This window comes from Mesorhizobium sp. M0938 (assembly GCF_040319125.1).
Lineage (GTDB): Bacteria > Pseudomonadota > Alphaproteobacteria > Rhizobiales > Rhizobiaceae > Mesorhizobium > Mesorhizobium robiniae.
In genome coordinates, this window is sequence record NZ_JAMYNS010000005.1 from 13,613 (window position 1) to 38,741 (window position 25,129).

Here is a 25,129-nt window from a genome sequence, read left to right on the forward strand (position 1 = left end):
TTCATCCGTGTCGTCAGATTTCGGTCGAAGGACGGGCGAGCAGGCGCTCATCCGACAGGGCCGGCAAAATTTCTGGCACTTTAGCCCGCCCGGCCCCGATGATTTCCGCCTGCCGGCCGACTGCGAATGTCTTTCGATGAGAACCAGACGTCACCGATGACGGCGATGGCGGTCCGGTCCGGCGCCTTGTCGGCCGTCAGCCAGATCGAGCGGCTGCGCGCGGCCCTGTCGCGGTCGGGGATTTTCGCCGTGGCGCCTGCGAGCGAGGCGCCGACGCAAGGGATAAACCATGACCGCATGAAGGGGTGGCAGGCAAAGCCCTTTTTGGTGCGGGTCACCAAAACCGCCAGGCCGACGCGCTCGGCCGGTCGCCAGGGAAAGACCATGCGGCCACCGGGCTTCAGCGCCTTCAGCCAGTCGGCTGGCGGTGCCACGACGCCGGCATTGACATAGATGATGTCCGACGGCGGCAGGCTGGCGGTCACTGCGTCGCCACCGATGACGGACACATTGCCATAGGGTTCGAGATTCTGCCTCGCGCGATCGGCAAGATCGGCCTCCAGTTCGAAGGCGGTGACGGTGCCTGGCGACACCAGCCGTGCCAGCAGTGCTGTGTAGTAGCCGGTGCCGGCGCCGATATGGGTGACCGCCTCGCCGGGTTTTGGCGCCACTTTGCCGATCCACATAGCGTGCAGAAACGGCTCGCCGTTGTTGATGCCCTTATCAGCATCGAGCGCCACCAGCACATTCTGATAGATGTGGACCGGGTCGGCACTTGGTGTTTCGAGCATGGCGTTACCGGCGACGACCGTCCATGGTCCGGGGCCGAGAAAGGCCTCGCGCGGCACCTCAGCGAAAACCTCATCGAGGCGAGGATCGGCCGAGCCGGCATGGGCGGCCAGCAGCCGCGCGTAGAATTTTCGAGCTTCGGCAATCTGCGTCATGGCCTGGCAAGATAGCGCGGATTGCCGATCTGTCGCATCCGTCCTGGCTGGGAGAGATTTTCAGCCAATGCCGGCGATGGTGTCATAGAGCAGCTTGAAGTTGAGCACCAGGATGAGCGCGGCGACCGCCCAGGCCAGCACGGCGACGCCCCGGGGGATGGCCAGATTGCCCATCTTGCGCTTGTCGGAGACGAACTGCACCAGCGGCACCACCGCGAAGGGGAGCTGCATCGACAGGATCACCTGGCTGAAGACGAGGAGCTGGCCGGTTCCCTTCTCGCCATAGAGCGCGGTGACGACCACCACCGGAACGATCGCTATCCCGCGCGTCAACAGGCGGCGCGCCCATTGCGGGATGCGCAGGCGCAGGAAGCCTTCCATCACGATTTGTCCGGCGAGCGTCGCCGTCACCGTGGAATTCAGGCCGGAGGCAAGCAGCGCCACCGCAAACAGGATCGAAGCGATGCCGAGGCCGAGCAATGGCGACAGAAGCTCGAAGGCCTGGCCGATCTCGGCGACGTCGTGATGGCCGGTGCCGTGGAATGCCACCGCCGAGACGATCAGGATGGAGGCGTTGACGAACAGCGCCAATATTAAGGCGATGGTCGAGTCTGTGGTCGCCCATTTGATGGCATCGCGCTTGCCTTCATCGGTGCGCTCATACGCGCGGGTCTGCACGATCGAGGAATGCAGATAGAGATTATGCGGCATCACGGTGGCGCCGATGATGCCGATGGCGATGTAAAGCATCGCCGGGTTGGTGACGATCTCCGACGACGGCACGAACATGGAATGCAGGATCGAGCCGACCGGCGGAGCGGCGGCGAAGATCTGGATGGCGAAACAGCCGAAGATGATGATCAAAAGCGCAACGATGAAGGCCTCGAGGTAACGGAAGCCCCTGTTCATCAGCAGCAGAACGAGGAAAGCGTCGAGGGCGGTCAAGACGGCGCCGCCGATCAGCGGAATTCCGAACAGCAGCTGTAGCGCAATCGCAGTGCCGATGACCTCGGCCAGATCGCAGGCGATGATGGCCAGCTCGCAGGCGATCCACAGCATGAAATTGACCGGCTGCGGATAATAGGCACGACAGGCCTGGGCGAGGTCGCGACCGGTTGCGATGCCGAGCCTGGCGGCGAGCGCCTGCAGCAGGATCGCCATCAGGTTCGACAGCATGATGATGAAGAGCAGCGTATAGCCGAACTGGGCCCCGCCGGCGAGGTCGGTCGCCCAATTGCCAGGGTCCATGTAGCCGACCGAAACCATGTAACCAGGGCCCATGAAGGCGAACAGCCGACGAAACCAGACCCCGGACTGCGGCACGGCGATCGAGGCGTTGACCTCGCGCAGGCTCGGCTGCTCGTCGTCTTCCGGCCGGGCAAATCGCCACATCGTTCGGGATGCTGCTCCGGCTTCGGTTTCTGACATGGGGGGTTCCGCTGGATCGGCTACGTTGCCGTTCTATCTAGGTCAGGGTTGAACATTATGCAATATGCTATAATTCATTGTGTGTGCTTTTGAGGACCCCTTTGCCGGCGGGGCGAGGGGAGCGGGATCGCTGGTTGCGCCGGCCGTCGAATGCAAATAAACGGCCAGAAGAATGGAAGCCCGTGCTATGAATGTGCAAATGCCGGTGCATCCGCCGACAATCGAGGAGGAGCGCATATTGGCGCTGAAGAACAGACCGGTTCCACGCGAAAAGCCGCTGCCTGACGCCGAGATTCACTCGGAGGGGTTCAGGCAGACGCGCGAAGCGCGTCGCAGCGCGCTGGTCGAGGATTATGTCGAACTCATCGCCGACCTGATCGAGGACGGCAACGAGGCGCGCCAGGTCGATATCGCGGCGCGGCTCGGCGTCGCCCAACCGACCGTGGCCAAAATGCTGACGCGGTTGTGTGCGGATGGGCTCGTTTCCCGGAAGCCCTACCGGGGCGTGTTCCTGACGGATGCCGGCCGCAAGGTCGCGGAAGAGAGCCGCATTCGCCACCAGACGGTGGAAGCCTTCCTGCGCTCGCTCGGCGTCAGCGCCGAAACGGCGCGTATCGATGCCGAGGGCATCGAGCACCATGTCAGCGCCGAGACGCTTGAAGCGTTTCGCAAGGCAATGACGGCGACACGCTGAGTTTACCGCCATTGTGACAGCCCTGCCGGAACCGCCGCGTTGCCGCTGCGTTTGAGATCGTGCCACGCGATTGGCGCGAGGCCGAGGAGGATACGATGGGCGTTGAACAGGCACCGACATCGAAGGGCAAGCAAGCTGCCAAGGGATTGAAGCAAGCTGCGGCGAAGGACGAGCGCAAGACCGAAGCGGAAACCGGGCATCAACTGAGGAAAGGGGCGGCCCGCTTCGATGAGCGCTCGAAGAGCTCGGACGGAAAGAGCGCCGGTGCCAAGCAGAAGATCTGAGCGTAACACCCAAGGCCCCGGAAAGGCGCCAACAAAGTGTCCGCGAGCAGCTTGGCGCCCGCACCAGCGGGAGCATAGCGACGCGCCGGGATCGACTCTCCGCATGCGCACGACGCCGGAGCCGCGCCGCAGCATTCGCTCGATTGACGCCGACAACCCTGATGTTGCGGCCCGTGAGCCTTTGCGCAGCGTGCCGTGACGGCTGCAGCGCTGCGGAGCGCCCTTCATGCGAAAAATGCTGTGACTTGATGCAGCCGTTGGGATATTTGTTGTCGGTCCGGTGAGCCGAGACACGGTTCGATAGACCGGAAATATATTACGGGGGATTCGCCATGCTCTGGAAGGGTCGTCGTCAAAGTGACAATGTCCAGGACCAACGTGGTCAGAGCGGTGGCGGGTTCAACCTGCCTGGCGGCAGGCCCGGCCAGTTCCGCATCCCGATCGGCGGCCGCGCCGGCGGCGGCGGCATTTCTACCATCGTCATCCTGGTCGTGGTGTTCTTCGCGCTGAAGGCCTGCGGCATCGACCCCATGCAGATTCTGGCTGGCGGCGACGGCGGCCTGCTGCCGGGCGGCGGCGGCCAGATCACCGACAACAGCGGTGCGCAGGGCACAGGTGCGCCGGCCTCCGACGAGATGAAGCAGTTCGTCTCGACGGTCCTGGCCGAGACCGAAGATACCTGGAGCGGCATTTTCCAGGCCAACGGCCTGACCTACGAGGACCCGAAGCTGGTTCTGTTCAGCGGACAGATCCGATCGGCCTGCGGCTTCGCCTCTTCGGCAGCCGGTCCGTTCTACTGTCCCGGGGACCGCAAGGTCTACCTCGACACCACCTTCTTCCAGCAGCTCGACCGACAGTTCGGCGCTTCGGGCGATTTCGCCCAAGCCTATGTGATCGCGCACGAAGTCGGCCACCACGTGCAGAACCTCACCGGCATCCTGCCCAAATTCAACCAGATGCGCCAACAGATGGGCGAGGCCCAGGCCAACCATATGTCGGTGCAGGTCGAGCTTCAGGCCGATTGCTTCGCTGGTGTCTGGGCGCATTTCACCGGGCAAAAAGGCATCCTGGAACAGGGTGACATGGAAGAGGCGCTGAACGCGGCCCAGCAGATCGGCGACGACACGATGCAGAAGAAGATGCAGGGCTACGTCATTCCGGAAAGCTTCAACCACGGCACGTCGCAGCAGCGGCAGACCTGGCTGGCGCGCGGCTACAGGAGCGGCAAGCTCTCGGATTGCGATACGTTCAACACCCCGATCTGAAGCGCTTGGTTTTCTCGCTGATCTGACGGCGGCGTTGCCGTCAGGGGATGTCAGGATGGAAACATCATCGGCGTTCCCTTATTGTTCCAGGTGATGCACTCACCTATAAGGTGCCTTCGCCTTCGCCCCGGGCGGCCCGAGGAGATATCATCATGATCGATCCCAAAACCGCCAAGCGGGGTCTTGGGCTCGTTTTCACTACGCTGCTGCTCGACATTATCGGCTTCGGCATGATCATGCCGGTGCTGCCGGCCTATCTCAGGGAGTTGACTGGCGTCGACGTTAGCGAAGCCGCGATCGAAGGTGGCTGGCTGTTGTTCGCCTATGCGGCGATGCAGTTCGTTTTCGCACCGGTGATGGGCGGATTGAGCGATCGGTTCGGACGACGGCCGATCCTGCTCGCCTCCGTGCTCACCTTCTCCATCGACAATCTGATCTGCGCCATTGCCTGGTCCTACCCGATGCTGTTCATCGGCCGGGTGCTGGCCGGCATCAGCGGTGCCAGCTATTCGACGACATCCGCCTTCATCGCCGACATCTCGACCGATGAGAACCGGGCGAAGAATTTCGGCCTGCTCGGCATCGCCTTCGGCGTCGGCTTCGTCATCGGGCCGGTCCTGGGCGGGGTGCTCGGCACGTTCGGGCCGCGCGTGCCGTTCTATTTCGCTGCCGGGCTTGCTTTCGTTAACTTCCTGATCGCGCTGTTTTTCTTGCCGGAAACGCTTGATGACAAGCACCGTCGCCGCTTCGACTGGAAACGCGCGAATCCGGTTGGCACGCTCATCCAGATGCGCAATTACGAAGGCATCGGCTGGATCGGCCTTGTCTTCTTCCTGATGACGCTTGGGCACATGATGTATCCGGCGGTCTGGTCGTTCGTTTCCAACTACCGCTATGGCTGGAGCGAACAGCAGATCGGCTTCTCGCTTGGCGCCTTCGGCCTCTGCGGGGCGATCGTCATGGCGACGGTGCTGCCGCGCGTGATCCCCAAGCTTGGCGAGTGGAGGACGGCGGTAATCGGTCTGGCGTTTACCGCCCTCAGCGCCTTCGGCTACGCCTTCGCCTGGCAAGGCTGGATGATCTATGCGGTGATCGTCGTCGGCTGCCTCGAAGCGTTGGCCGATCCGCCGCTCAGGAGCCTCGCCGCCGCCAAAGTGCCGCCTTCGGCGCAAGGCGAACTCCAGGGCGCGATGACTTCAATCTTCTCGATCACCTCGATTATCACGCCGCTGCTTTATACGGCGATCTTTTCCTGGTTCACGGGGCCGAACGCGCCCGTGACCTTCGGCGGCGCGCCCTATCTGCTCGGCGCGATTTTCCTGACGCTGGCGCTCATCGTCTTCATCACGAAAGTGGCCAAACCGACGCCGAAGGAAGCCGAGCTCATGCATGCGCAGGAAGCGGTGACTGACACGGCTTGAACGGCGCGACGCGCGCCTCGGTCCTTCCACTGCTTGGCTGGTCTGCCGCTAAGCCCGCTCCGCCAGCAATTCCTCGCCGCGCTTTTCACGGATGAGGTTGACGAAGCGGCGGAACAGATAGTGCGAATCCTGTGGGCCGGGCGAGGCTTCGGGATGATGCTGGACCGAGAACACCGGCCTGCCTGTCAGGGTGATGCCGCAGTTCGAGCCGTCGAACAGCGAGACATGGGTCTCTTCGACGCCGCTTGGCAACGAGTCGGCATCGACGGCAAAGCCGTGGTTCATCGAGACGATCTCGACCTTGCCGGTGGTGTGATCCTTGACCGGATGGTTGGCGCCGTGATGACCCTGATGCATTTTGGCGGTCTTGCCGCCCAGCGCCAGCGCCAGCATCTGATGACCGAGGCAGATGCCGAAGACCGGGATGTCGGTCTTGAGCAGGTCCTGGATAACAGGAACGGCATAGTCGCCGGTGGCTTCGGGATCCCCGGGACCGTTGGAGAGAAAGATGCCGTCGGGCCGCATGGCCAGGATCTCCTCGGCGCCGGTGTTGGCCGGCACCACGGTGACCTTGGCGCCAAGACCGGCAAGCAAGCGCAATATGTTGCGCTTGACGCCGTAGTCGATGGCGACGACATGCATGGACGGATCGGTCTGTTCGCCAAAGCCCTCGTCCCAGACCCAGGGCGTCTCGCGCCAGACCGAGGACTGGCCGGAGGTGACGTCCTTGGCCAGATCGAGCCCGATCAGGCCGGACCAGGCAGAAGCCTGGCGCTTCAGATCGTCAATGTCGAAGATGCCGTCGGGCGCGTGCGCGATGACGGCGTTCGGCATGCCCTTTTCACGGATCAGCGCGGTCAGGGCGCGGGTGTCGATGCCCGAAAGCGCTACGATGCCGCGTTTCTTCAGCCATTGGTCGAGACCGGCCGCGGCGCGATAGCTGGACGGATTGGTCACGTCGGCCTTGAACACGGCGCCGACGGCGCCGGCGCGGGCAACCGGGTTGAGATCCTCGATGTCCTCGTCATTGGTGCCGATATTGCCGATATGCGGAAAGGTGAAGGTGACGATCTGACCGGCATAGGACGGATCGGTGAGGATTTCCTGATAGCCTGTCAGCGCGGTGTTGAAGCAAACCTCGGCAACGGCGGAGCCGGTGGCGCCAAGACCGCGACCCTCGATGACGGTGCCGTCGGCCAGCACCAGCAAGGCGGTCGGCTTCTCAGTGGCCCAGGGGGCAGTCATCGTTGCCATGGCGGCACTCCTAAAGGGCTGCGCCCTTCGATCGGCGCAGCAAACCGCGCGCAGCGGCGATTTCGCAGCCAGCGCGCGCAACAAAAATTCAGCTCATGCAAGGCCCAGTACATAGGGGAAGGCGCCAGAGCGGTCAATGAGGCCATGCCCGAAGCCGCAATTTATTTCGTCGAACGATATCAGCGGTTTGCCGGGCGCTGTCGAATTTGCCTTGGGCTTTCGGCACGGCTATTGTCCGCCACATTCGAAGGAGAAAGCATCATGCGCGGCAAAATCGCCGAATCCCTGAAGAGCGCGATGAAGGCGCAGGACAAGCGTCGGCTGCCGACCTTACGGCTGATCCAAGCGGCCATTCACGATCGCGACATCGCCAATCGCGGCGCCGGCAAGGAGCCGGCAAGCGATGACGAGATCCTGCAGATACTGGCCAAGATGGTGAAGCAGCGCGAGGAGTCGGCCAAGGCGTTCGACGACGGCAAGCGGCCGGAGCTTGCCGCGCAGGAGCGCGACGAGATGGCCGTCATCCGAGATTTCCTGCCGACGCAACTGGACCAGGCCGAGACCGAAACGGCAATCCGTGCCGCCATCGCCGAGGCCGGCGCCAGCGGGGTCAAGGACATGGGCAAGGTGATGGCCGTGCTCAAGGAGAAATACGCCGGCCAGATGGATTTCTCCAAGGCGAGCGGCATCGTCAAGGGACTGCTGCAGTAGGGATTTTCCCGCTACAGCGATGCTCATAAGTCGTGGGGGAGGCGACCGCGAGGAGCCAACCCCGCCGGATGATCCTCAAGCGCTCTTCGATCTCCTCTGAGAGCGGGCGGTAGCTCGCACCGACATGTTCAGTGCCACGGCGGCCCGAATGAGCGCCTTCAATGCCTCTTCATCGATCTTGTCGCCCTCATGGATATCGATGGCGCGTCTGGTGTTGCCTTCGAGGCTGGAGTTGAAGAGGCCAGAAGGGTCTTCCAGCGAGGCGCCCTTGGCGAAGGTCATCTTCACGACATTCTTGTACGTCTCACCGGTGCAGATTATTCCCGCGTGCTCCCACACCGGAACCCCTCGCCACTTCCATTCCTCGACGACTTCGGGGTCAGCCTGCTTGATGAGGCTTCTGACCCGAGCGAGCGTCTCGCCCCGCCAATCGCTCAGCTCGCCGATTTTCGCATCTATCAACCGAGAGGGAGCGTCTCCTCCTTCTGCTTCCTTCGAATCGCTCTTCTTCATGGCTGTTGTCGCTTTGGTCATGGTTGGTCCCAGTGGCTTGTGCACGTTCGGCGTCTGGCGTCTCACGACGGCATAGATGCAGCGAGCCGTTTTCCATTCCGGGCGAAGCGCCTGGCTCGTGACAAACTCTCTACGCCGAGGAGGAACCTTCCTCCGTCCGGACACGTTTTGCAACGAAGATCATACGAAAATGGAGCATCGATTGGCGGCGCGTGTGTTGAACATTATCGGCGCCGCCAGCAGCGCCGGCGCCTATTCGCCGGGGCAGGAACAGGCCCCTGCGGCCTTTCGGCGACACGGGCTTGCAGAGGCGCTTGCGAGCCGAGGCAGAACCATCACGGATCATGGCGATGTTGCATCGTTTAGGTGGCGGCCGGATCCCTCGCGGCCGCAGGCCATGAACCTGGAGGCCGTGCGCGACGCCTGTGACTTGGTCGCAAGCCATGTGGCGACGGCGATCGCGGCGCAGGAGGACGTGCTTGTCCTGGGCGGCGATTGTACTGTGGAGCTGGGAACCGTCGCCGGAGCGAACGCCGCTGGCGCGCGGATTGGACTCGTCTACATTGACTTCGACGCCGATCTCAACACGCCAGACACGAGCGATGGCGCCTTGGACTGGACCGGTGTCGCGCATCTACTGGATATTCCCGGATGCGAGCCTGCGCTCGCCAGGCTCGGTCCGACCCGTCCGATGCTCGTGCCTCGGCAGCTTCTCTATTTCGGCGTTGAGAATATCACTGCGCCCGAAGCCATCACGATGCAGGATTATGCGATTGAGGCGATATCGCGCGAGGAAGCGTTGAGCGATATCGAGGCGGCGGCGACGCGCGCGGCCGAATGGGCGGCGCGCTTTGACTGCGTGCTCATTCACTTCGATGTCGATGTACTCTCCTTCATCGATTTTCCGGTCGCCGAGAATGTGCGCCGTTGCGACGGTCTCAAACTGGAGCAAGCCGCCTTCGTGCTGAAGCGGTTGACCGCCCTGCCGCAATGGCGCGGTCTGACCATCACGGAGATCAATCCGGCCCATGCGCCAGACGAGTCCACCGCGTTCAAACGCTTGAATGAGGTGCTTCTAGACGCCGTTGGCTAGTTCGAGATGCGTCTCACAGCCGTTCGCCGGGCAATTGGCTGGCTTGCTTCACCCAGGCGGCGAACTGAGCTTCGTCGAGCTGGTCCTCATAAACGTCGAGATAGCGCACTTCCTTGTGCTTGGATTCCCCCGGAGGAACAGGGCGTAGCGACGTGCCTCGGAAGAAGGTCACTTTGACGTAGCGCGCAAAGACATGGAACGACAGAAACCAGCCCTGGCCCTCGATGCCGTAAAAAGGCGAGTTCCATTTGACTGCCTTGTGCACGCTGGGGACGGTGCGCACGATGGTCGCGTCGAGGCGCCGCCCCACATCGCTTTTCCACCCCGGCATGGCCGCGATGTAGGCCTGCACGGGAGCATCGCCGTAGCCCTTCGGGATCTGAGGGTTGCCGCCCGAGAGGAGGGTCGGCTTCGTCGCGACCCGCTCGGCCTTCGCCGACTTCTCAGACGTGTTGCCGGCCATTGTGTTCACTCCAATTGGTAGCCCTAGCGATAATGCTTGATTTTAGAAAGCTGCCCCTGAAGATCAACTTCCGAATTCTATTGATCTCTGCCCAAAGCGATAAGGCACAGGCAGAGGCTGCAAGGTCGTACCTCATGATCGAACTCGTCAGACCGGCGCTTGAACATCTGCCGTCCTACAAGGCCGCGCTTGAGCGCGGCTGGTCGCCGGACAATGTGCGGCTGATGGAGGCGGTGCGCGAGCAGCTTGCGGCCATCGAAAAGGATCCAGTGGCCTTCCTCGGCGGTCTCGACGACCCGGAGGCCAAGGGACCCCCAATCCATCTGCCGGATGGATCGACAGTGCAGCGCTTGCCAGGATTCCGGCGTTGGATCTGGGATGGCGAAGTCGCCGGCTCGATCGGCTTGCGCTGGCAGCGCGGCACCGCCGAGCTGCCGCCGCATGTGCTCGGCCATATCGGTTATGCGGTGGTGCCGTGGAAGCAGCGACGCGGCTATGCGACGGAGGCGCTGCGGCTGATGCTCAGCGAGGCGCGGGCGCTCGGCCTGCCCTTCGTCGAGATCACCGCCAAGCCGGGTAATCTCGCCTCACAGAAGGTGGTGCTGGCCAATGGCGGCCAGCTCGTCGGGCGTTTCTTCGAGGACGCTGTCTATGGCGGCGCCGAAAGCTTGCGGTTCCGGATCGAGTTGTAGGGGGTTGGGTCGGCCCCATCCGTCAGCGGTCGAAATCCATCGACAATGCAATATCCCTCTGGGCTTCGAGTTCGGCGAGCCTGCCCTGGAGCGCACTGCTGATCGAGGCGTAGGCGGCGGCGCCGAAGGTCAGCCGCCGGGGAGCGGGATCTTGCTCTACGGAGGCGATCATCGTCTCGACCATCTTCTCTGGATCGCCCTTCACTTCGAAGCGGCCTTCGGCAAAAGCCCGGCGCAGGTCACCAACCGGCGTGTTCTCATAGCTAATAGTAGGCTCGGCGCTGACCAGGCCGGCCGCAAAGTTCGTCCGCGTCGGTCCGGGCTCGACGATCGTGAAGGCGATGCCAAACGGCGCGACCTCCTGCCGGGCGGATTCGACAAAGCCCTCAATGCCCCATTTGGTGGCGTGATAGAGGCTGAAACTAGGATAAGCCATCTGCCCGCCTTCCGAGGAGATTTGCAGAATCCGGCCACTGCCCTGTTTTCTTAGATGCGGGAGCACGGTGCGGATGAGCTGGATCGAGCCGATCAGGTTGGTGTCGATCAGATCACGGATCTGGTCGTCACCCAGTTCTTCCGCCGCGCCGAACAGGCCATAGCCGGCATTGCTGACTATGACATCGATGCGGCCCAGATCGTGAAAAGCCTTGTCGACCGCCCGCCGCATTGCCTCGGTGTCGGTAACGTCAAGCGAAGCGATCCAAAGGCGATCGCCGTAATCCGCCTTCAGGCCGGCAAGCGCCTCCGGCTTGCGCACGGTCGCGGCCACCCGGTCGCCGCGGGCCAGAAGTCTTTCCGTTAAGAGCCGTCCGAAGCCGGAGGAGGTGCCAGTGATGAACCATGTTCTGGTCGTGGGAGAAATCTTGGTCATGGGAGAAGTCCTTGTTCCCCAAGCCGCGTGATCGCGGCGATCTCCACACAAGATATCCCTTCCGATTCATGGTACTATCCATCCAATCTTGCATGAGTTGATGAAGATTCCCCATGAATGACGAGCCCGGCCTTCGCGAACTGACTGCACTTGCCGCAATTGTCTCCCGCCGCAGCTTTCGCAAGGCGGCGGACGATCTCGACCTGTCGCCCTCGACGCTCAGCCACATGATGCGGGCTCTGGAGCGAGACATGGGCGTGCGCCTGCTTAATCGTACGACGCGCAGCGTGGCGCCGACGGAAGCAGGCGAAAGGCTCGTCGCGCGCCTGCAGCCGCTGTTGCGGGATATAGACGCGGCGCTTGCGGAAGTGGATAATTTCCGCAAGCTTCCGGCAGGTACGCTACGGATCAATTCCAGCGAGATCGCAGCCCGACTGCTGCTCAAATCCGTGATACCGGCTTTTCTTGCTCGATACCCGCAGGTTTCGCTCGATCTGGTCACCGAGGGGAGACTGGTCGATATTGTCGCCGAAGGCTTTGACGCGGGCATCCGTCTTGGCGAGGCTGTGCCGCAAGACATGGTCGCGATACGCTTCGGCGGCGAGACACGCTTCATTGCCGTCGCGTCGCCTGCCTACCTCGCCGCCCGCCAGGTCCCGAGAGTTCCGGACGACCTGAAGGATCACAGCTGCATCCGATTCCGCCTGCCGAGCGGCAAACCCTATCGCTGGGAATTCGAGAAGCATGGCCAGGAAATCTCGATCGATGTCCCTGGCATGCTCACTCTCGATCATATGGAACTGATGGCTGAGGCAGCGGTCGGTGGCTTGGGAATCGCTTACATCTCCGACAGGTCTGCCCAGGCCTACATCGAGCAGGGGACGCTCGTCAGTGTGTTGGACGATTGGTGTCCGCCTATTCCCGGCCTATACCTCTACTATCCCGGTCATCGTCTTGTACCGCCGGCCCTGCGCGCCTTCATCGATGTACTGAAAGAGACAGGCTAAGGAGCCTATCCGCGCGGTGTCGTCTATTCGGCCGCGGCCGGCAGGGGTGGTGCGGCCTTGCTGCGCCATTCCGAAACATGCGAGGCGACCGCGACCGCCACAGCGACCAGCATGGCGATCGCGCCAACCACCGGCAGGCTGCGGTAGCCGTAGCCGGCATTGAGCATGGCGGCGCCGAGTGAGGCGGCCAGCGCGATGCCGACATTGAAGCCCGCCGGGATGAGTGATGAGGCGAGGTTGGAGGCATCCGCCGTCCAGGTCAGGATACGGGTCTGAATCGGCGTTCCGATGGCAAAGCTGAGACCGCCCCAGACAATGATCGCCACCACCATCGGCACCGGGTAGGGGCTGACGGCGTAAATGACGGCAAGTGTCACCGCTTGCATGAAAAGCATGGTGATGAGAGACGGCATCAGTTTCCAGTCGGCGAGCCGCCCGCCAAGAAAGACGCCGATCGTCGCGCCGACCCCGTTGAGCAGGAGCACCCAAGGTATCAGATCCTCGTCGAGGCCGGTGATTTCAAGCAGCGTCGGCGTGATGTAGGTGAAGAGGCCGAACTGGCCGATCATCAACATCAGCATGAGGATCAGCGACGTCCAGACCTGCTGGCGTGTGAGCACGCGAACCTCGCTGCCAAAGCTGACCGACTGGCGCGACGAACCCGTCTTGCGCGGCAGCAGGGCGGTGATCGCTGCGATGGACACCATGCCAAGCGCGCACATCACCCAGAATGTCGCGCGCCACCCCCAGACATTGCCGATCGCCGTGCCGGCTGGCACGCCGATGACATTGGAAACAGTCAGGCCCGACAGGATGAGCGCAACCGCCATTCCACGCTGATCCTGGCGGACCAGGCCGACCGCCACAACCATCGCGGCGCCAAAATAGGCGCCGTGCGCCACGGCCACCGCAATCCGCAACAGCAACATGGAGGCGAAATCGGGTGCAAGTGCGCAGGCGGCCTGGCCGATGGTGAAGGCTGCGGCAAGGCCGAGCAGCAAGGCCTTGCGGGAAATCGCCTTGGTGGCGAGCGTCAGCAGCGGTCCGCCGACCGCGATGCCGCCGGCGTAACCGGAGACGAGGTAGCCGGCAGTCGGGATGGAGACGCCAAGGCCATCCGCCACCTGCGGCAGCACGCCGGCGATGACGAACTCGGTGGTGCCGAATGCGAAGGCAGCGATGAACAGGGCGATAAGGGGAAGCATGGCGCGGGAAGGCGATCCTTGAATGAGATGGCCTCAAATCACGAACGAGAGCTGCGGGCAATCCAGAAATTATCGACGCCGCTTTAGGTTTTCTTGATCGGTTCAGCCGGGCTTCAGCCGCATGCCGGCAAGGCTAGATGGTCGTCTTCTTCCTCCCATAGGGAATTTTCAACCACGCGCGCTCGTGAAGATAGTAGAGCAGCGACTTGGTGATGACCTCAGTCAGTCCGATGGCCGCGGCGAGCTTGATGCTGCCTGTCACGACGAGCGAAATGATTATCGTGTCGATAGTGCCGGTGACGCGCCAGGAAAGCGCCTTGGCGAAACTGCGCGAATGGGTATCCATCGACTTTTCTCCCGGCGGATTTTGAACCCTTAGAGCGCCTTGCGTTTTGGTGGAACCGCGCTCCAGGTCTTTGCTTGACGCATTTTGTCGGACGCCAAACGAAGACGTTTGGCTGCAAAATGCTCTAGCCGACAGACGGGAGGTTGAGCAAAGGCTAATTTTCGCGGCTGGCTCGAAGCAATTCCCGCGCTGATGTTCGGGCAATAGGCTTTCCGCCTGCAGCCCAGTCTATCCGGCTTTCAGCCGCGAGCCGGTGAGCAGGCCGCGTTCCTCGAGCACGGGATAGGCCATCGAGGCGAGCAGCGAGTTGATCTGCTTCAAGTCGCGGATGGTGTCGAGATGGATCGAGCTGGTCTCGACGCTCTTGGCGGTGCCGTCGCGCAGCCGCACGAAATGGCTGGCGCTGGTCTCCTTCTCGCGGTCGCGCAGCCGGTCCTTTTCCAGCACCAACTGGCGGGCGGTCTCCGGATCGCGCGAGACCAGCACATTGAAGGCAAGCTGCGCGTTGGCGAGCACCGAGGCGTGGAAGGCGCAAAGCTCGCGCCAGCCCTCGGGCGTGAACTCCAGCCCCCGCTCGAGCTTCTTCCTGACATGCACCAGCATATTGCGCACGATGATGTCGCCGACCTGCTCGAGCTTGACGCAGGCGCCGATCAACTCCTGGCAGCGCAGCGCCTCGTCCTCGCTCAGCGGGTTCCTGGTGACCTTGGCCAGATAGAGCTTTATCGCAGCGTGCTTCTTGTCGACGCGGTCGTCGAGCGCGGCCAGCGCCTTGATCTTGTCGGCGTCGGCGCTCTCATAGAGTTCGATGATGCGCTTCAGCATGATCTCGACCGTCTCGCAGACCCGCACCACTTCGCGGGTAGCATTGGCCAGCGCCTGGCTTGGCACGTCGAGGGCGCTGTCATTGAGCGCGGACAGCTCGACGACGTCGAGCGCTTCGGCCGGCACCTGTCTGGTGCCGAGCGCCACGATTTTTTCCGAAGCGCGGTAGACGAGACCGGCCAGCGGCAGGCCGGCAACCAGGATCAGGATGTTGAAGAGGATATGCGCGTTGACGATTTGGTCGGGCACGGTGGCACCGAGAAAGGCGACCGGCGGCTTCAACCACAGGAACAGGATCAGCATGGCCAGAGAGCCCATGCCGCGCATCAGGAGATTGCCGATCGGAACGACACGCACACCCGGTTCCGCGTTGCGGGTGAGCAGCGGCGCGATGATCGACGAGCCGAGATTTACGCCGAGCACCAGCACGATGCCGAGTTCGGGCGGGATGAAGCCGCGGCCGGCCAGCGTCACCATCAGCAGGACCGCGGCGATCGAGGAATGGAACAGCCAGGTGACCAGCGCCGCCAGGATATAGGCGGTGACCGGGTCGCCGGAGAAGTACTCGACGATAACCGGCATCAGCGTGCTCTGGCGCAGCGGCTCCGACGCCTGGCCGATCATTTCCAGCGACAATACCAAAAGGCCGATGCCGACCAGGATGCGGCCGAACTGGCGCCAGTCGCGGCGCTCGGTGGCCATGAACATGACAGTGCCGGCGACAAGGCAGATCGGCACCAGCAGCGACAGATCGAAGGTGAGCAGCTTGACCACCAGCGCCGAACCGATCTCGGCCCCGCGCACGGCAAGCTGGCCCGACATGCCGCTGACGATACCGGCGCCGGCGAAGGAGCCGACCAGCAAGGTGACTGCGGTGGAGCTTTGCAGCGCGATCGCCAGGCCGCAGCCGGCCAGAACCGCCATGAAAGGATTGCGCATGGTGGCGCGCAGCTTGTGGCGCAGCACATCGCCATAGGCGCGCTCGACGCCGGTCTTGACCAGGCGGGTGGCAAACAGCATCAGCGCCACCGCGCCGGCAAGATGCAGCAAAACGACGGAGCCGCTCATATCAGGCTCGCAATCCGACAGGCACCAGCGATGCGGGCACCATGACGGCAAAGGGGCAAAAGAGGGTGCGAATCAAGGACATTGCAAAGGTCGATACTACTCCGATTAATTTTAGCCGGATAATAAATTTTGCCCAATTTTGGCGGCTGTTGGCGCGCGACAGGGCGTGTCGGAAATGGATGGAGCGCAAAATGGTTGCATTGCCGGCCGGCTTCTGGATGGCCGCGCGATCAAGTGCAGGCTACATCTTCGGATCCGGTTTGAGGAGAGTGTTGAATTAGGCAGTCTAAATATAAGAAATCATTACAAAAACGTAATCTGACTGTTCAGTTTCGGTTCATTCTTCGGGCTCTATTCCTCAGGCATCGACAACCAAGGAGTACCCCGTCATGAAACGCATCATTCTTTCCGCAGTCGCCGTCTCGATGCTGGCTGCCACGTCCCTGCAGGGCCAGGCAGCGCCGCTGAACGCACCGAACGCGCCGCAGTCGTCCTACAGCCAGGTTGACTGGAAGAAGCCCGGCAAGCATGTCGACGTGAAGAAGCGCGTCGTGGTGAAGAAGCGCGTCGTGGTGAAGAAGAAAGTCGTGGTGAAGAGGAACCATTGGCGCAACGGCCAGAGATATTCCAGCTGGAAGCGCCATCAGCCGATCCGCGATTATCGCCACTATGGCCTGCGTCGCCCCGGCCGTGGCCAGGAGTGGATCCGCGTCGGCAACGACTATCTCTTGGTCAGCGTCGTCTCCGGCATCATCTTTGGCGCGATCGCCGCGCACTGACCGTCAGACGTCGATCGGCACTATGCCGGAATTGGAAAGAAGGCGGCCGGCAACGGCCGCCTTCTTTTGCCCTGTGAAAACCGGGTATGGTGGCGCATTAGGAGTCGTCGGGTTTCGCCGGCGTGACTATATGGAGGGCAAACGAGCCGTTCCCGATGCGCTTTCCACCTGCCTTTCTTGACGAGATACGCGACCGCGTGCCGATTTCATCGGTAATCGGCCAGCGCGTGGCGTGGGACAGGAAGAAGACCAACGCCCCGCGCGGCGACTATTGGGCTTGCTGCCCGTTCCATGGCGAGAAGAGCCCGTCCTTCCATTGCGAGGACAAGAAGGGCCGCTATCACTGCTTCGGCTGCTCAGTTTCGGGCGACCATTTCAAGTTCCTGACTGAACTCGACGGAATGAGCTTTCCTGAAGCGGTCGAGAAGATCGCCGACATGGCCGGCGTACCGATGCCGGTTCGCGATGCCCAGGAGGAACGGCGCGAAAAGGAACGCGCCAGCCTGACCGATGTCATGGAGATGGCGACCGCCTTCTTCCAGGATCGGCTGCAGGGACCGGAAGGCGCAAAAGCCCGCGCCTATCTGCGCGACCGCGGCCTGACGCCGGCGACGCAGCAGTCGTTCCGGCTCGGCTATGCGCCCGACAGCCGCAACGCGCTGAAGGAGCACCTTGCCGCCAAGGGCGTGCCCAAGGCCGATATCGAGGCATGCGGGCTGGTCCGCCATGGCGACGACGTTCCGGTTTCCTACGACTGGTTCCGCGACCGCATCATGTTCCCGATCCCGGATTCCAGAGGCAAGGTAATCGCCTTCGGCGGGCGGGCGCTGGCACCCGATGCGCTGGCCAAATACATGAATTCGCCCGACACCGAGCTCTTCCACAAGGGCAATGTGCTCTACAATTTCGCTCGCGCGAGAAAGGCGTTGGCCAAGGGCGGCACGGTCATCGCCGTTGAAGGCTACATGGACGTGATCGCCCTGGCGCAGGCCGGCTTCGAGAATGCCGTAGCGCCGCTCGGCACCGCTCTGACCGAAAACCAGCTCGAGCTGCTGTGGCGCATGGCCGGCGAGCCAGTGCTGTGTTTCGATGGCGACCAAGCCGGGCTGAAGGCGGCATGGCGCGCCGCCGACATGGCGCTGCCGGCGGTTCAGGCAGGCCGCTCGGTGCGCTTTGCTCTTCTGCCGGAAGGCAAGGATCCCGACGATCTGGTCAAGGCCGAAGGACCGGACGCGTTTCGCGTCGTGCTTTCCGAGGCGCGGCCGCTCGCCGATCTTTTGTGGGCGCGCGAAACGGCCGGCGGCATCTTCGATACGCCGGAGCGGCGGGCGGAACTGGAAAAGACGCTTCGCGAACTGACCAGCCGCATCCGCGACGAGAGCTTGCGCTACCACTATCAACAGGAAATGCGTGAGCGGGTGCTGAGCTTTTTCGGCGCCCAGCGCGGGCGCCAAGAGCGTCGTCAAGATGGGCGGCCCGGCGACCGCTTTCAGGGGGGCAAGGGCTCAGCTCCTGGCGGACAGTTCGCGCGAAGCGGCGGTGGACGCACCGCGATCACCGAAAGCCTCGGCCGCTCGGCGCTGGTCAGGCGCGGCAGTGAGGGGATGTCGGTGCGCGAGGCAACGATCATTGCAGCTCTCGTCAATCATCCGGCGCTGATCGACGAGAATTTCGCACATGTCGAGTTCCTCGACCTGGCCAACACCGATCTGAAGCTGCTGCATGCAGCCATTCTCGATGCGATGGCGCATGACATGGCCAACGACCGCAACGCTGTGATCGCGACGATCGAACGGGCCGGCTGCGGCGAAATCTGGGCGCGCGTGGTGGCGCTGATCAAGCGGGCGCGGCAATGGCCGGCGCTGGAAACGGCCGGACTTGACGATGCCCGCGACGCCTTCAGCCAGGCGCTCCACTTGCAGCGCAGCGCGCGCACCTTACATAAGGAGCTGAAACAGGCGGAAGCGGCGCTCGCCAGCGATCCCACGGACGAAAACTACCGGCATCTCGTCGAGATACAGGCGCAATTTCGTGATGTGCAAGCAACGGAAGCGCTGATCGAAGGGTTCGGCGTGTCCTCGGGCAGGGCCGGGCGGGCGTAGGTCGAAGCTTACGAAAGAGTGAAAGTGCAGAACCGTGCTTGCGCGTCGAATCAGCCGCGGCGCTTTAAGTCGGGTAATTGATTCGCTTTTTTCATGCGAATCATGCGAGAGGCGCTTGACCTTCTGGCAGAATGACGGAATCAGGACGATTCGAAACGTTAACCCGCGCCGGCGTCGACGGGAAATGCAGCGATGTGAGGTACCGGTCACTGGACAGGCAGTCAGCCTGCCACAGATACCAGGGTTAATCTGGACTTAACGAGAGATGCAGTTACTGGCCCGGGGAAGCGCGTTCGAGAGCGAACGCATCTGATTTAACCGGTACGGCAGCTTACGCGGCTTTGATACTTGGCCGCTTGGAGAAAATAAAGAATGGCGACAAAAGAAAAGGAAGAGGTCGAGACCGAACGCGAAGGCGCCACCGATGGCCCTCTGCTCGACCTTTCCGACGATGCTGTCAAGAAGATGATCAAGGCCGCCAAGAAGCGCGGCTATGTCACCATGGACGAACTGAATTCGGTGTTGCCCTCGGAGGAAGTAACCTCCGAGCAGATCGAGGACACGATGGCCATGCTCTCCGACATGGGCATCAACGTGGTCGAGGACGACGAGCAGGGCGAGGAGCCCGAAGCCGCCGACGCGGCCGCCGACGCCGAGGAAGACGCCAACGAGCTGGCCGAGCAGACCGGCACCGCCGTTGCCGCGACGACCACCAAGAAAGAGCCGACCGACCGCACCGACGATCCGGTTCGCATGTATCTGCGCGAGATGGGCTCGGTCGAGCTTCTGTCGCGCGAAGGCGAAATCGCGATAGCCAAGCGCATCGAGGCCGGCCGCGAGACGATGATCGCGGGCCTGTGCGAAAGCCCGCTGACCTTCCAGGCCATCATCATCTGGCGCGACGAGCTCAACGAATCAAAGATCCTGCTGCGCGAGATCATCGACCTCGAGGCGACCTATGCCGGGCCAGAGGCCAAGCAGGCACCGGTGGTCGAGCGGATCGAGGAAGCCAAGACCGAGGAAAAGCCGCGCCGTTCGCGCGAGGACGAGGAAGACATCACCAATGTCGGCGCCGACACGCGCGGTCTGACCGACGACGACGAGGAAGACGAGGACGAGGCGAGCCTGTCGCTGGCAGCGATGGAAGCGGAACTGCGTCCGCAGGTGATGGAGACGCTCGACGTCATCGCCGACACCTACAAGAAGTTGCGCAAGCTGCAGGACCAGCAGGTCGAGAACCGGCTGGCCGCAGCCGGCACGCTGTCGCCCAGCCAGGACCGCCGGCTGAAGGAGCTGAAGGACCAGCTGATCAAGGCGGTGAAGTCGCTGTCCCTGAACACGGCGCGCATCGAGGCATTGGTCGAGCAGCTCTACGACATCAACAAGCGCCTGGTGCAGAACGAAGGCAAGCTGTTGCGGCTGGCCGAAAGCTATGGCGTGCGCCGCGAGGAATTCCTGAAGGAGTACCAGGGCTCGGAGCTCGATCCGAACTGGACGCGCTCGATCGGCAATCTGACCTCGCGCGGGTGGAAGGAATTCACCAAGAACGAGAAGGACGCGATCCGCGACCTGCGTGCGGAGATCCAGAACCTCGCCACCGAAACGGCGATCTCGATCCTGGAATTCCGCAAGATCGTCAACCAGGTGCAGAAGGGCGAGCGCGAAGCCGCGATCGCCAAGAAGGAAATGGTGGAGGCCAATCTGCGCCTCGTCATTTCCATCGCCAAGAAATACACCAATCGCGGCCTGCAGTTCCTCGACCTGATCCAGGAAGGCAATATCGGCCTGATGAAGGCGGTCGATAAATTCGAGTACCGCCGCGGCTATAAGTTCTCGACCTATGCAACGTGGTGGATCCGGCAGGCGATCACCCGCTCGATCGCCGACCAGGCGCGCACCATCCGCATCCCGGTGCACATGATCGAGACGATCAACAAGATCGTGCGCACCTCGCGCCAGATGCTGCATGAGATCGGCCGCGAGCCGACGCCGGAAGAACTGGCGGAAAAGCTCGCCATGCCGCTGGAAAAAGTGCGCAAGGTGCTGAAGATCGCTAAGGAGCCGATCTCGCTCGAAACGCCGGTCGGCGACGAGGAGGATTCGCATCTGGGCGATTTCATCGAGGACAAGATGGCGATCCTGCCGATCGACGCGGCGATCCAGGCCAATCTGCGCGAAACGACGACACGGGTGCTTGCCTCGCTTACCCCGCGCGAAGAACGCGTGCTCAGAATGCGTTTCGGCATCGGCATGAACACCGACCACACGCTGGAGGAAGTCGGCCAGCAGTTCTCGGTGACCCGCGAGCGCATCCGCCAGATCGAAGCCAAGGCGCTGCGCAAGCTCAAGCACCCGAGCCGCTCGCGCAAGCTCAGGAGCTTCCTCGACAGCTGATGCCGGGTACCGGGTAATCAATTCAAGGGCGCTACGGCGCCCTTTTTCGTTGTGGCAGGGATTGTCTCGCAGACGATGCGGTTGTTCTTGCAGCACACCTGCTGTGGGAGGATAATCTGGCGTCGGATGCATTTTCTGGGCGACAAACCCGGATGCCCGCCCCGGCAGTGACGCCGTGCTCCGAGGCCCCGGAGGGAGGTGTGCATGACAAACTATATCGTGCTGATCAACTGGACGGAGCAGGGCGCCAAAAATGTGCGCGAGTCGCCGAAGCGGCTCGATGCCGCCAAGAAGCTGCTGGGAGACATGGGCGGCTCGTTCAAGGCGTTTTATCTCACCATGGGCGAATGCGACATGGTGGCGGTCGTCGAAGCGCCCGACGATGCGGTGCTTGCTCGTTTCTCGCTGATGCTGGCGTCAGGCGGTAACGTGAGGACGCGGACGCTCAAGGCTTTCCCGGAATTGGCCTATCGCGAGATCATCGCCTCGCTCGGGTGAGACGCTGCGCGGCTACAGACGACGCAAGGTCCGAGCATCGGACGATCAGGCACCGCTTGACGGCGCCCGATCGTCCGATCATGAGGGGGAATGCTGCTCTCGGTCGAAAAGAATTTTATTTTTATCCATATCCCGAAGACGGCCGGGACCTCGGTCACCCGTGCGCTCGGGCCGTGGAGCCTCAAACCAAAGCGAACGCAATGGCGTCGGCTGCTGTCACACCTTCCCGTGCGCGAAGCGCCTCCAAATGTGTTCCTCAGGCAGCATGACAAAGCAAGCTGGGTGAAGCACAAGCTGCCGGCTGAGATCTATGACAGCGCCTACAAGTTCGCCGTCGTGCGCAACCCCTACGAACTTGCCGTCTCGACCTATTATTTCCGCCGGGACTATCTCTCCGGCCGGCGCTGGAACAGAGCCAGGGTCTTGGATTTCAAGGCTTTCCTGCGCTATCTCGAACGCAAGAACCGTTTGGTGCGGGTGGACCAGACGAGCTGGATCTCGGACAGTCGCGGAAACCTCATCATCGACGAGGTTTTGCGTTTTGAAACACTGGCCGAGCAGTTCAACGCCCTGGTCGAACGGCTCGGCCTGCCGAGCGAGGTGAAGCTTCCCCGAGCAAATGCCAATGCACCTTACAATTATCGCGCCGTCTACGATGACGAGGCGAAAAGCATCGTGCGACGGCTCTATTCCAGGGATTTCGAGCGCTTCGGCTACGAATTCTGATTCTTTCCAGACGTCCGCAATTCGTCGATACGGTCGCGGCCGGGATGGTCCGAGACGTTGCGGGGCGAAGGTATTTCCCGGATAGTCAGCGCAGCCCCTCAGTTCGGGTCTCGAAACACATGCCCAAGCCTCTGCTGACCATCTGGTACAACACCCGTTGTCCGGTTTGCGACGCTGGCATCGTCAGGCAGAAGCGGCGGCTGGTCGAGGCGATCAAGACCGGGCGGATCGCGTTTCGCGACATCAATGCCGAACCGTTGGCGCTTGCCGGATACGGCGTGTCGCTGGAGGACATCCGCCGCCGGCTGCATGCAACCGATGCGGACGGCAAACTGCTGGTCGGCGCCGACGTGGCAATTGCCGTCTGGCTGGCAACGCCGGGCGAGGGCTGGCTGGCCACGCTGTTCGGCAACCGCGCCGCGTTGCCGTTGACGCGCTATGCCTATGATCGCTTCGCCGACCTTCTCTATGCCTGGAACCGGCGCAAAGGCCGCTGGTAAGCGGCACCCTGACGACATCCTGCTGACATAACTTCAGATACATCGTAAGATATATCTTGACTCCATCATCTCGCCTGCCTAACTACGACATATCGTAAGATATAACTTAAGGAGCAGACAATGCACGGACATCATCATTTCGGCGAGCGCGCCGAGCGCGTCTTCATGCATATGGCCGGCAAGTTCGGCGGCCGTGGCGGCGGCTTCGGTCCATTTGGGCATGGTGTGAGGGGCGGCGGACGCGGCGGGCCGGGCGACATGTTCCGCGCCGGACGCATGCTGGCCGACGGCGACCTCAAGCTGATCACGCTGTCGCTGCTGGCCGAGGCGCCGCGCCACGGCTACGACATCATCAAGGCGCTGGAGGAGCGCACCAGCGGCGTCTATAGCCCGAGCCCGGGCGTGGTCTATCCGACGCTGACCTTCCTGGAAGAGGCCGGCTATGCCGTTTCGTCGGCGGAAGGCAACAAGAAGGTGTTTTCGATTACCGAGGCAGGGCAGGCGCATCTCAATGACAATCGCGAGATGATCGACCACGTGCTCGACCATCTCGAGCGTTTCGGCCGCAAGATGGCAAAGGCGCGCGACTGGTTCGGCTGGAACGACGATGGCGAGGATGGCGGACGGCGCGGCCGCGGCCGTTCGGAAAAGCGCGACGAATTCCGCGCCGTGCGCCACCGGTTGCGCGCAGCCCTCGGCGACTTTGTCGACGCGCCGGCCGAAAAGCAGGCCGAGGCGATCGCCATATTGGAGGGAGCGGCCGAAGCCCTCGAAGCGCTGTCGCGCGACTGAGTTCCGGCGGGCTGAGTCGGATGCGGCCCCTGTCGGATGCGGCCCTTGCCCGTTTGCCTAAGGACCGCTAGTGAAAATCATCCTGCACCACGCTATGTGATGCAGGATGATTGCCGTTGGAGGATACCCCATGTCTTTTCTGAAGCGTCTTTTCGGTGGCGGCGGCGGTGACGTGGGCGAGCCAAAAAGTGCTGCACCGGCAAAGCAGATCGAGCACAAAGGATTTTTGATCAGCGCCACGCCCTACAAGGCGGAGGGCCAGTACCAGACCTGTGGCGTGGTTTCGAAGGAAATCGACGGCGTGATGAAGGAACACAAATTCATCCGCGCCGACCGTTTTGCCGGACTCGACGACGCTGTCGACATCTCGATCAAGAAGGGCATCCAGCTCGTCGACGAGCAGGGCGAGAAGATGTTCGGATAGCGTGGCGAATGGCGATGTCACGCGACTTCGGACCGACGTCAGAAAGAGGCCTTGGCGCTGCCCTTAAGCTGTAGGATCTGACGACGCCTCGTCGGGTCTCAGGCGGATAGCAAAAAGGCAGGCGCCAGGCGCCTGCGTTCTTTAGTTCTGGTTACCGGTTGTTCGCACTATGCGGCAGCGGCGACCGCTACGGTGGAGGCGACCACCGCATCCACCTTGGCGGATGCCTTGGCGAGTGCTGCAGCAACGGCATCGGGTCCCATGCCAACGCCCTCGATGCGGATGACGTCGACGTCGGTCATGCCGATGAAGCCAAGCACGCTGCGCAGGTAAGGGATGGCGTGATCCATCTGCACGGCAGCACCTTCCGAATAGATGCCGCCCGAAGCAAGGACGATGTAGACCTTTTTGCCGGTGACGAGGCCCTTCGGGCCATTCTCGCCATAAGCGAAAGTCTTGCCGGAGCGGGCGACGTGATCGACCCAGGATTTCAACGTCGAGGAGATGCCGAAATTGATGAAGCCGGTAGCCAGGATGATGGTGTCGGCCGCAAACAGCTCATCCAGCACGCCGTCGGAAACGCCGACGACTTCGGCCTGGCGCTGGGTGCGGGCTTCGACGGGCGTATAGATGCCGGTCGAATAGTCCGGATCGATGTGCGGCAGCGGGTTGGCGACAAGGTCGCGCACGGCAAGCTTGGCCGAGGGATCGGCGGCGAGCAACTTTTCTGCAAGTTCGGTGGCGATGCGGGTAGAATGCGAGGCAGTGCCGCGCGGGCTCGACGTGACAAGAAGGATGGACATGGCGGGCTCTCCAAGGTTGGAATGATT

26 protein-coding genes are annotated in these 25,129 nt (G+C 62.4%); 16 read left to right on the forward strand and 10 right to left on the reverse strand.

What is annotated here, in order from left to right; translation table 11 throughout:
• Positions 1-80 precede the first annotated feature (80 nt).
• On the reverse strand, positions 81-944 hold the full coding sequence (locus tag NKH73_RS09980) for a protein-L-isoaspartate O-methyltransferase family protein (RefSeq protein ID WP_352930800.1): 864 nt from the start codon (positions 942-944) through the stop codon (positions 81-83).
• 60 nt (positions 945-1,004) lie between these two features.
• Positions 1,005-2,372 carry an Nramp family divalent metal transporter gene (locus NKH73_RS09985; protein ID WP_352930802.1) on the reverse strand — a complete coding sequence of 456 codons (1,368 nt, stop codon included), beginning with the start codon at positions 2,370-2,372 and terminating at the stop codon, positions 1,005-1,007.
• Positions 2,373-2,610: 238 nt separating this feature from the next.
• On the opposite strand from NKH73_RS09985, the gene mntR reads away from it, so the two are divergent.
• The 4 genes from mntR (at position 2,611) to NKH73_RS10005 (ending at position 6,036) form a co-directional block, all read left to right on the forward strand.
• A complete protein-coding gene (gene mntR, locus NKH73_RS09990; protein WP_164897566.1) occupies positions 2,611-3,066 on the forward strand; it encodes a manganese-binding transcriptional regulator MntR in 456 nt (151 codons plus the stop codon).
• Between the two features lie 95 nt (positions 3,067-3,161).
• Positions 3,162-3,350 (forward strand): hypothetical protein, encoded by a 189-nt coding sequence (locus NKH73_RS09995; protein ID WP_352930804.1) that lies wholly within the window; start codon positions 3,162-3,164, stop codon positions 3,348-3,350.
• Positions 3,351-3,682: 332 nt separating this feature from the next.
• Entirely contained in the window at positions 3,683-4,615 is a 933-nt protein-coding gene (gene ypfJ / locus NKH73_RS10000) for a KPN_02809 family neutral zinc metallopeptidase (protein ID WP_352930806.1), read from the forward strand.
• 152 nt (positions 4,616-4,767) lie between these two features.
• Positions 4,768-6,036 carry a TCR/Tet family MFS transporter gene (locus NKH73_RS10005; protein ID WP_502893887.1) on the forward strand — a complete coding sequence of 423 codons (1,269 nt, stop codon included), beginning with the start codon at positions 4,768-4,770 and terminating at the stop codon, positions 6,034-6,036.
• A 48-nt stretch (positions 6,037-6,084) separates the two neighbouring features.
• On the opposite strand, the gene carA is transcribed toward NKH73_RS10005, so the two are convergent.
• Positions 6,085-7,290 carry a glutamine-hydrolyzing carbamoyl-phosphate synthase small subunit gene (gene carA / locus NKH73_RS10010; RefSeq protein ID WP_352930810.1) on the reverse strand — a complete coding sequence of 402 codons (1,206 nt, stop codon included), beginning with the start codon at positions 7,288-7,290 and terminating at the stop codon, positions 6,085-6,087.
• 261 nt (positions 7,291-7,551) lie between these two features.
• On the opposite strand from carA, the gene NKH73_RS10015 reads away from it, so the two are divergent.
• Positions 7,552-8,001 carry a GatB/YqeY domain-containing protein gene (locus NKH73_RS10015; protein ID WP_352930812.1) on the forward strand — a complete coding sequence of 150 codons (450 nt, stop codon included), beginning with the start codon at positions 7,552-7,554 and terminating at the stop codon, positions 7,999-8,001.
• Between the two features lie 75 nt (positions 8,002-8,076).
• Here the strand turns inward: NKH73_RS10015 and NKH73_RS10020 are convergent, their stop codons facing one another.
• On the reverse strand, positions 8,077-8,535 hold the full coding sequence (locus NKH73_RS10020; RefSeq protein ID WP_352930814.1) for a DUF1801 domain-containing protein: 459 nt from the start codon (positions 8,533-8,535) through the stop codon (positions 8,077-8,079).
• A 181-nt stretch (positions 8,536-8,716) separates the two neighbouring features.
• On the opposite strand from NKH73_RS10020, the gene NKH73_RS10025 reads away from it, so the two are divergent.
• Positions 8,717-9,607, forward strand: a complete 891-nt coding sequence (locus NKH73_RS10025; RefSeq protein WP_352930816.1) for an arginase family protein — start codon at positions 8,717-8,719, stop codon at positions 9,605-9,607.
• Positions 9,608-9,620: 13 nt separating this feature from the next.
• Here the strand turns inward: NKH73_RS10025 and NKH73_RS10030 are convergent, their stop codons facing one another.
• A complete protein-coding gene (locus NKH73_RS10030; protein WP_352930818.1) occupies positions 9,621-10,070 on the reverse strand; it encodes a DUF1801 domain-containing protein in 450 nt (149 codons plus the stop codon).
• Positions 10,071-10,204: 134 nt separating this feature from the next.
• On the opposite strand from NKH73_RS10030, the gene NKH73_RS10035 reads away from it, so the two are divergent.
• Positions 10,205-10,762, forward strand: coding sequence for a GNAT family N-acetyltransferase (locus tag NKH73_RS10035; protein WP_352930820.1), 558 nt, complete (start codon positions 10,205-10,207; stop codon positions 10,760-10,762).
• A 22-nt stretch (positions 10,763-10,784) separates the two neighbouring features.
• Here NKH73_RS10035 and NKH73_RS10040 read toward each other — a convergent pair whose 3' ends face one another.
• Positions 10,785-11,633 carry an SDR family oxidoreductase gene (locus tag NKH73_RS10040; RefSeq protein ID WP_352930822.1) on the reverse strand — a complete coding sequence of 283 codons (849 nt, stop codon included), beginning with the start codon at positions 11,631-11,633 and terminating at the stop codon, positions 10,785-10,787.
• 113 nt (positions 11,634-11,746) lie between these two features.
• Here NKH73_RS10040 and NKH73_RS10045 point away from each other — a divergent pair, with 113 nt between their 5' ends.
• Positions 11,747-12,640, forward strand: a complete 894-nt coding sequence (locus NKH73_RS10045) for a LysR family transcriptional regulator (protein ID WP_352930824.1) — start codon at positions 11,747-11,749, stop codon at positions 12,638-12,640.
• Between the two features lie 23 nt (positions 12,641-12,663).
• Here the strand turns inward: NKH73_RS10045 and NKH73_RS10050 are convergent, their stop codons facing one another.
• The 3 genes from NKH73_RS10050 to NKH73_RS10060 all read right to left on the reverse strand — a co-directional run bounded on the left by NKH73_RS10050 (position 12,664) and on the right by NKH73_RS10060 (position 16,084).
• Positions 12,664-13,845 (reverse strand): MFS transporter, encoded by a 1,182-nt coding sequence (locus tag NKH73_RS10050; protein WP_352930826.1) that lies wholly within the window; start codon positions 13,843-13,845, stop codon positions 12,664-12,666.
• Between the two features lie 133 nt (positions 13,846-13,978).
• Complete coding sequence (locus NKH73_RS10055) at positions 13,979-14,191, reverse strand: DUF2061 domain-containing protein (RefSeq protein WP_352930828.1); 213 nt, start codon at positions 14,189-14,191, stop codon at positions 13,979-13,981.
• Positions 14,192-14,419: 228 nt separating this feature from the next.
• Positions 14,420-16,084, reverse strand: a complete 1,665-nt coding sequence (locus NKH73_RS10060; RefSeq protein ID WP_352930830.1) for a Na/Pi cotransporter family protein — start codon at positions 16,082-16,084, stop codon at positions 14,420-14,422.
• Positions 16,085-16,473: 389 nt separating this feature from the next.
• On the opposite strand from NKH73_RS10060, the gene NKH73_RS10065 reads away from it, so the two are divergent.
• The 8 genes from NKH73_RS10065 to NKH73_RS10100 all read left to right on the forward strand — a co-directional run bounded on the left by NKH73_RS10065 (position 16,474) and on the right by NKH73_RS10100 (position 24,299).
• Positions 16,474-16,863 carry an RcnB family protein gene (locus NKH73_RS10065; protein ID WP_352930831.1) on the forward strand — a complete coding sequence of 130 codons (390 nt, stop codon included), beginning with the start codon at positions 16,474-16,476 and terminating at the stop codon, positions 16,861-16,863.
• 155 nt (positions 16,864-17,018) lie between these two features.
• Complete coding sequence (dnaG, locus tag NKH73_RS10070; RefSeq protein ID WP_352930833.1) at positions 17,019-18,965, forward strand: DNA primase; 1,947 nt, start codon at positions 17,019-17,021, stop codon at positions 18,963-18,965.
• A gap of 372 nt (positions 18,966-19,337) precedes the next feature.
• A complete protein-coding gene (rpoD, locus tag NKH73_RS10075) occupies positions 19,338-21,359 on the forward strand; it encodes an RNA polymerase sigma factor RpoD (protein ID WP_352930835.1) in 2,022 nt (673 codons plus the stop codon).
• 204 nt (positions 21,360-21,563) lie between these two features.
• Positions 21,564-21,857: a GYD domain-containing protein gene (locus tag NKH73_RS10080; protein WP_292223733.1), complete on the forward strand. Its 294-nt coding sequence runs from the start codon at positions 21,564-21,566 to the stop codon at positions 21,855-21,857.
• A gap of 90 nt (positions 21,858-21,947) precedes the next feature.
• Entirely contained in the window at positions 21,948-22,583 is a 636-nt protein-coding gene (locus NKH73_RS10085) for a sulfotransferase family 2 domain-containing protein (protein ID WP_352930838.1), read from the forward strand.
• 119 nt (positions 22,584-22,702) lie between these two features.
• The gene (locus NKH73_RS10090) at positions 22,703-23,083 is read left to right on the forward strand and encodes a thiol-disulfide oxidoreductase DCC family protein (RefSeq protein ID WP_352930840.1); all 381 of its coding nucleotides are present in this window, start codon (positions 22,703-22,705) and stop codon (positions 23,081-23,083) included.
• 120 nt (positions 23,084-23,203) lie between these two features.
• Positions 23,204-23,875, forward strand: a complete 672-nt coding sequence (locus NKH73_RS10095; protein ID WP_352930842.1) for a PadR family transcriptional regulator — start codon at positions 23,204-23,206, stop codon at positions 23,873-23,875.
• A gap of 130 nt (positions 23,876-24,005) precedes the next feature.
• Positions 24,006-24,299: an HlyU family transcriptional regulator gene (locus NKH73_RS10100; protein ID WP_292223745.1), complete on the forward strand. Its 294-nt coding sequence runs from the start codon at positions 24,006-24,008 to the stop codon at positions 24,297-24,299.
• 167 nt (positions 24,300-24,466) lie between these two features.
• Here the strand turns inward: NKH73_RS10100 and NKH73_RS10105 are convergent, their stop codons facing one another.
• Complete coding sequence (locus NKH73_RS10105; RefSeq protein ID WP_352930844.1) at positions 24,467-25,102, reverse strand: FMN-dependent NADH-azoreductase; 636 nt, start codon at positions 25,100-25,102, stop codon at positions 24,467-24,469.
• Positions 25,103-25,129: the final 27 nt, after the last annotated feature.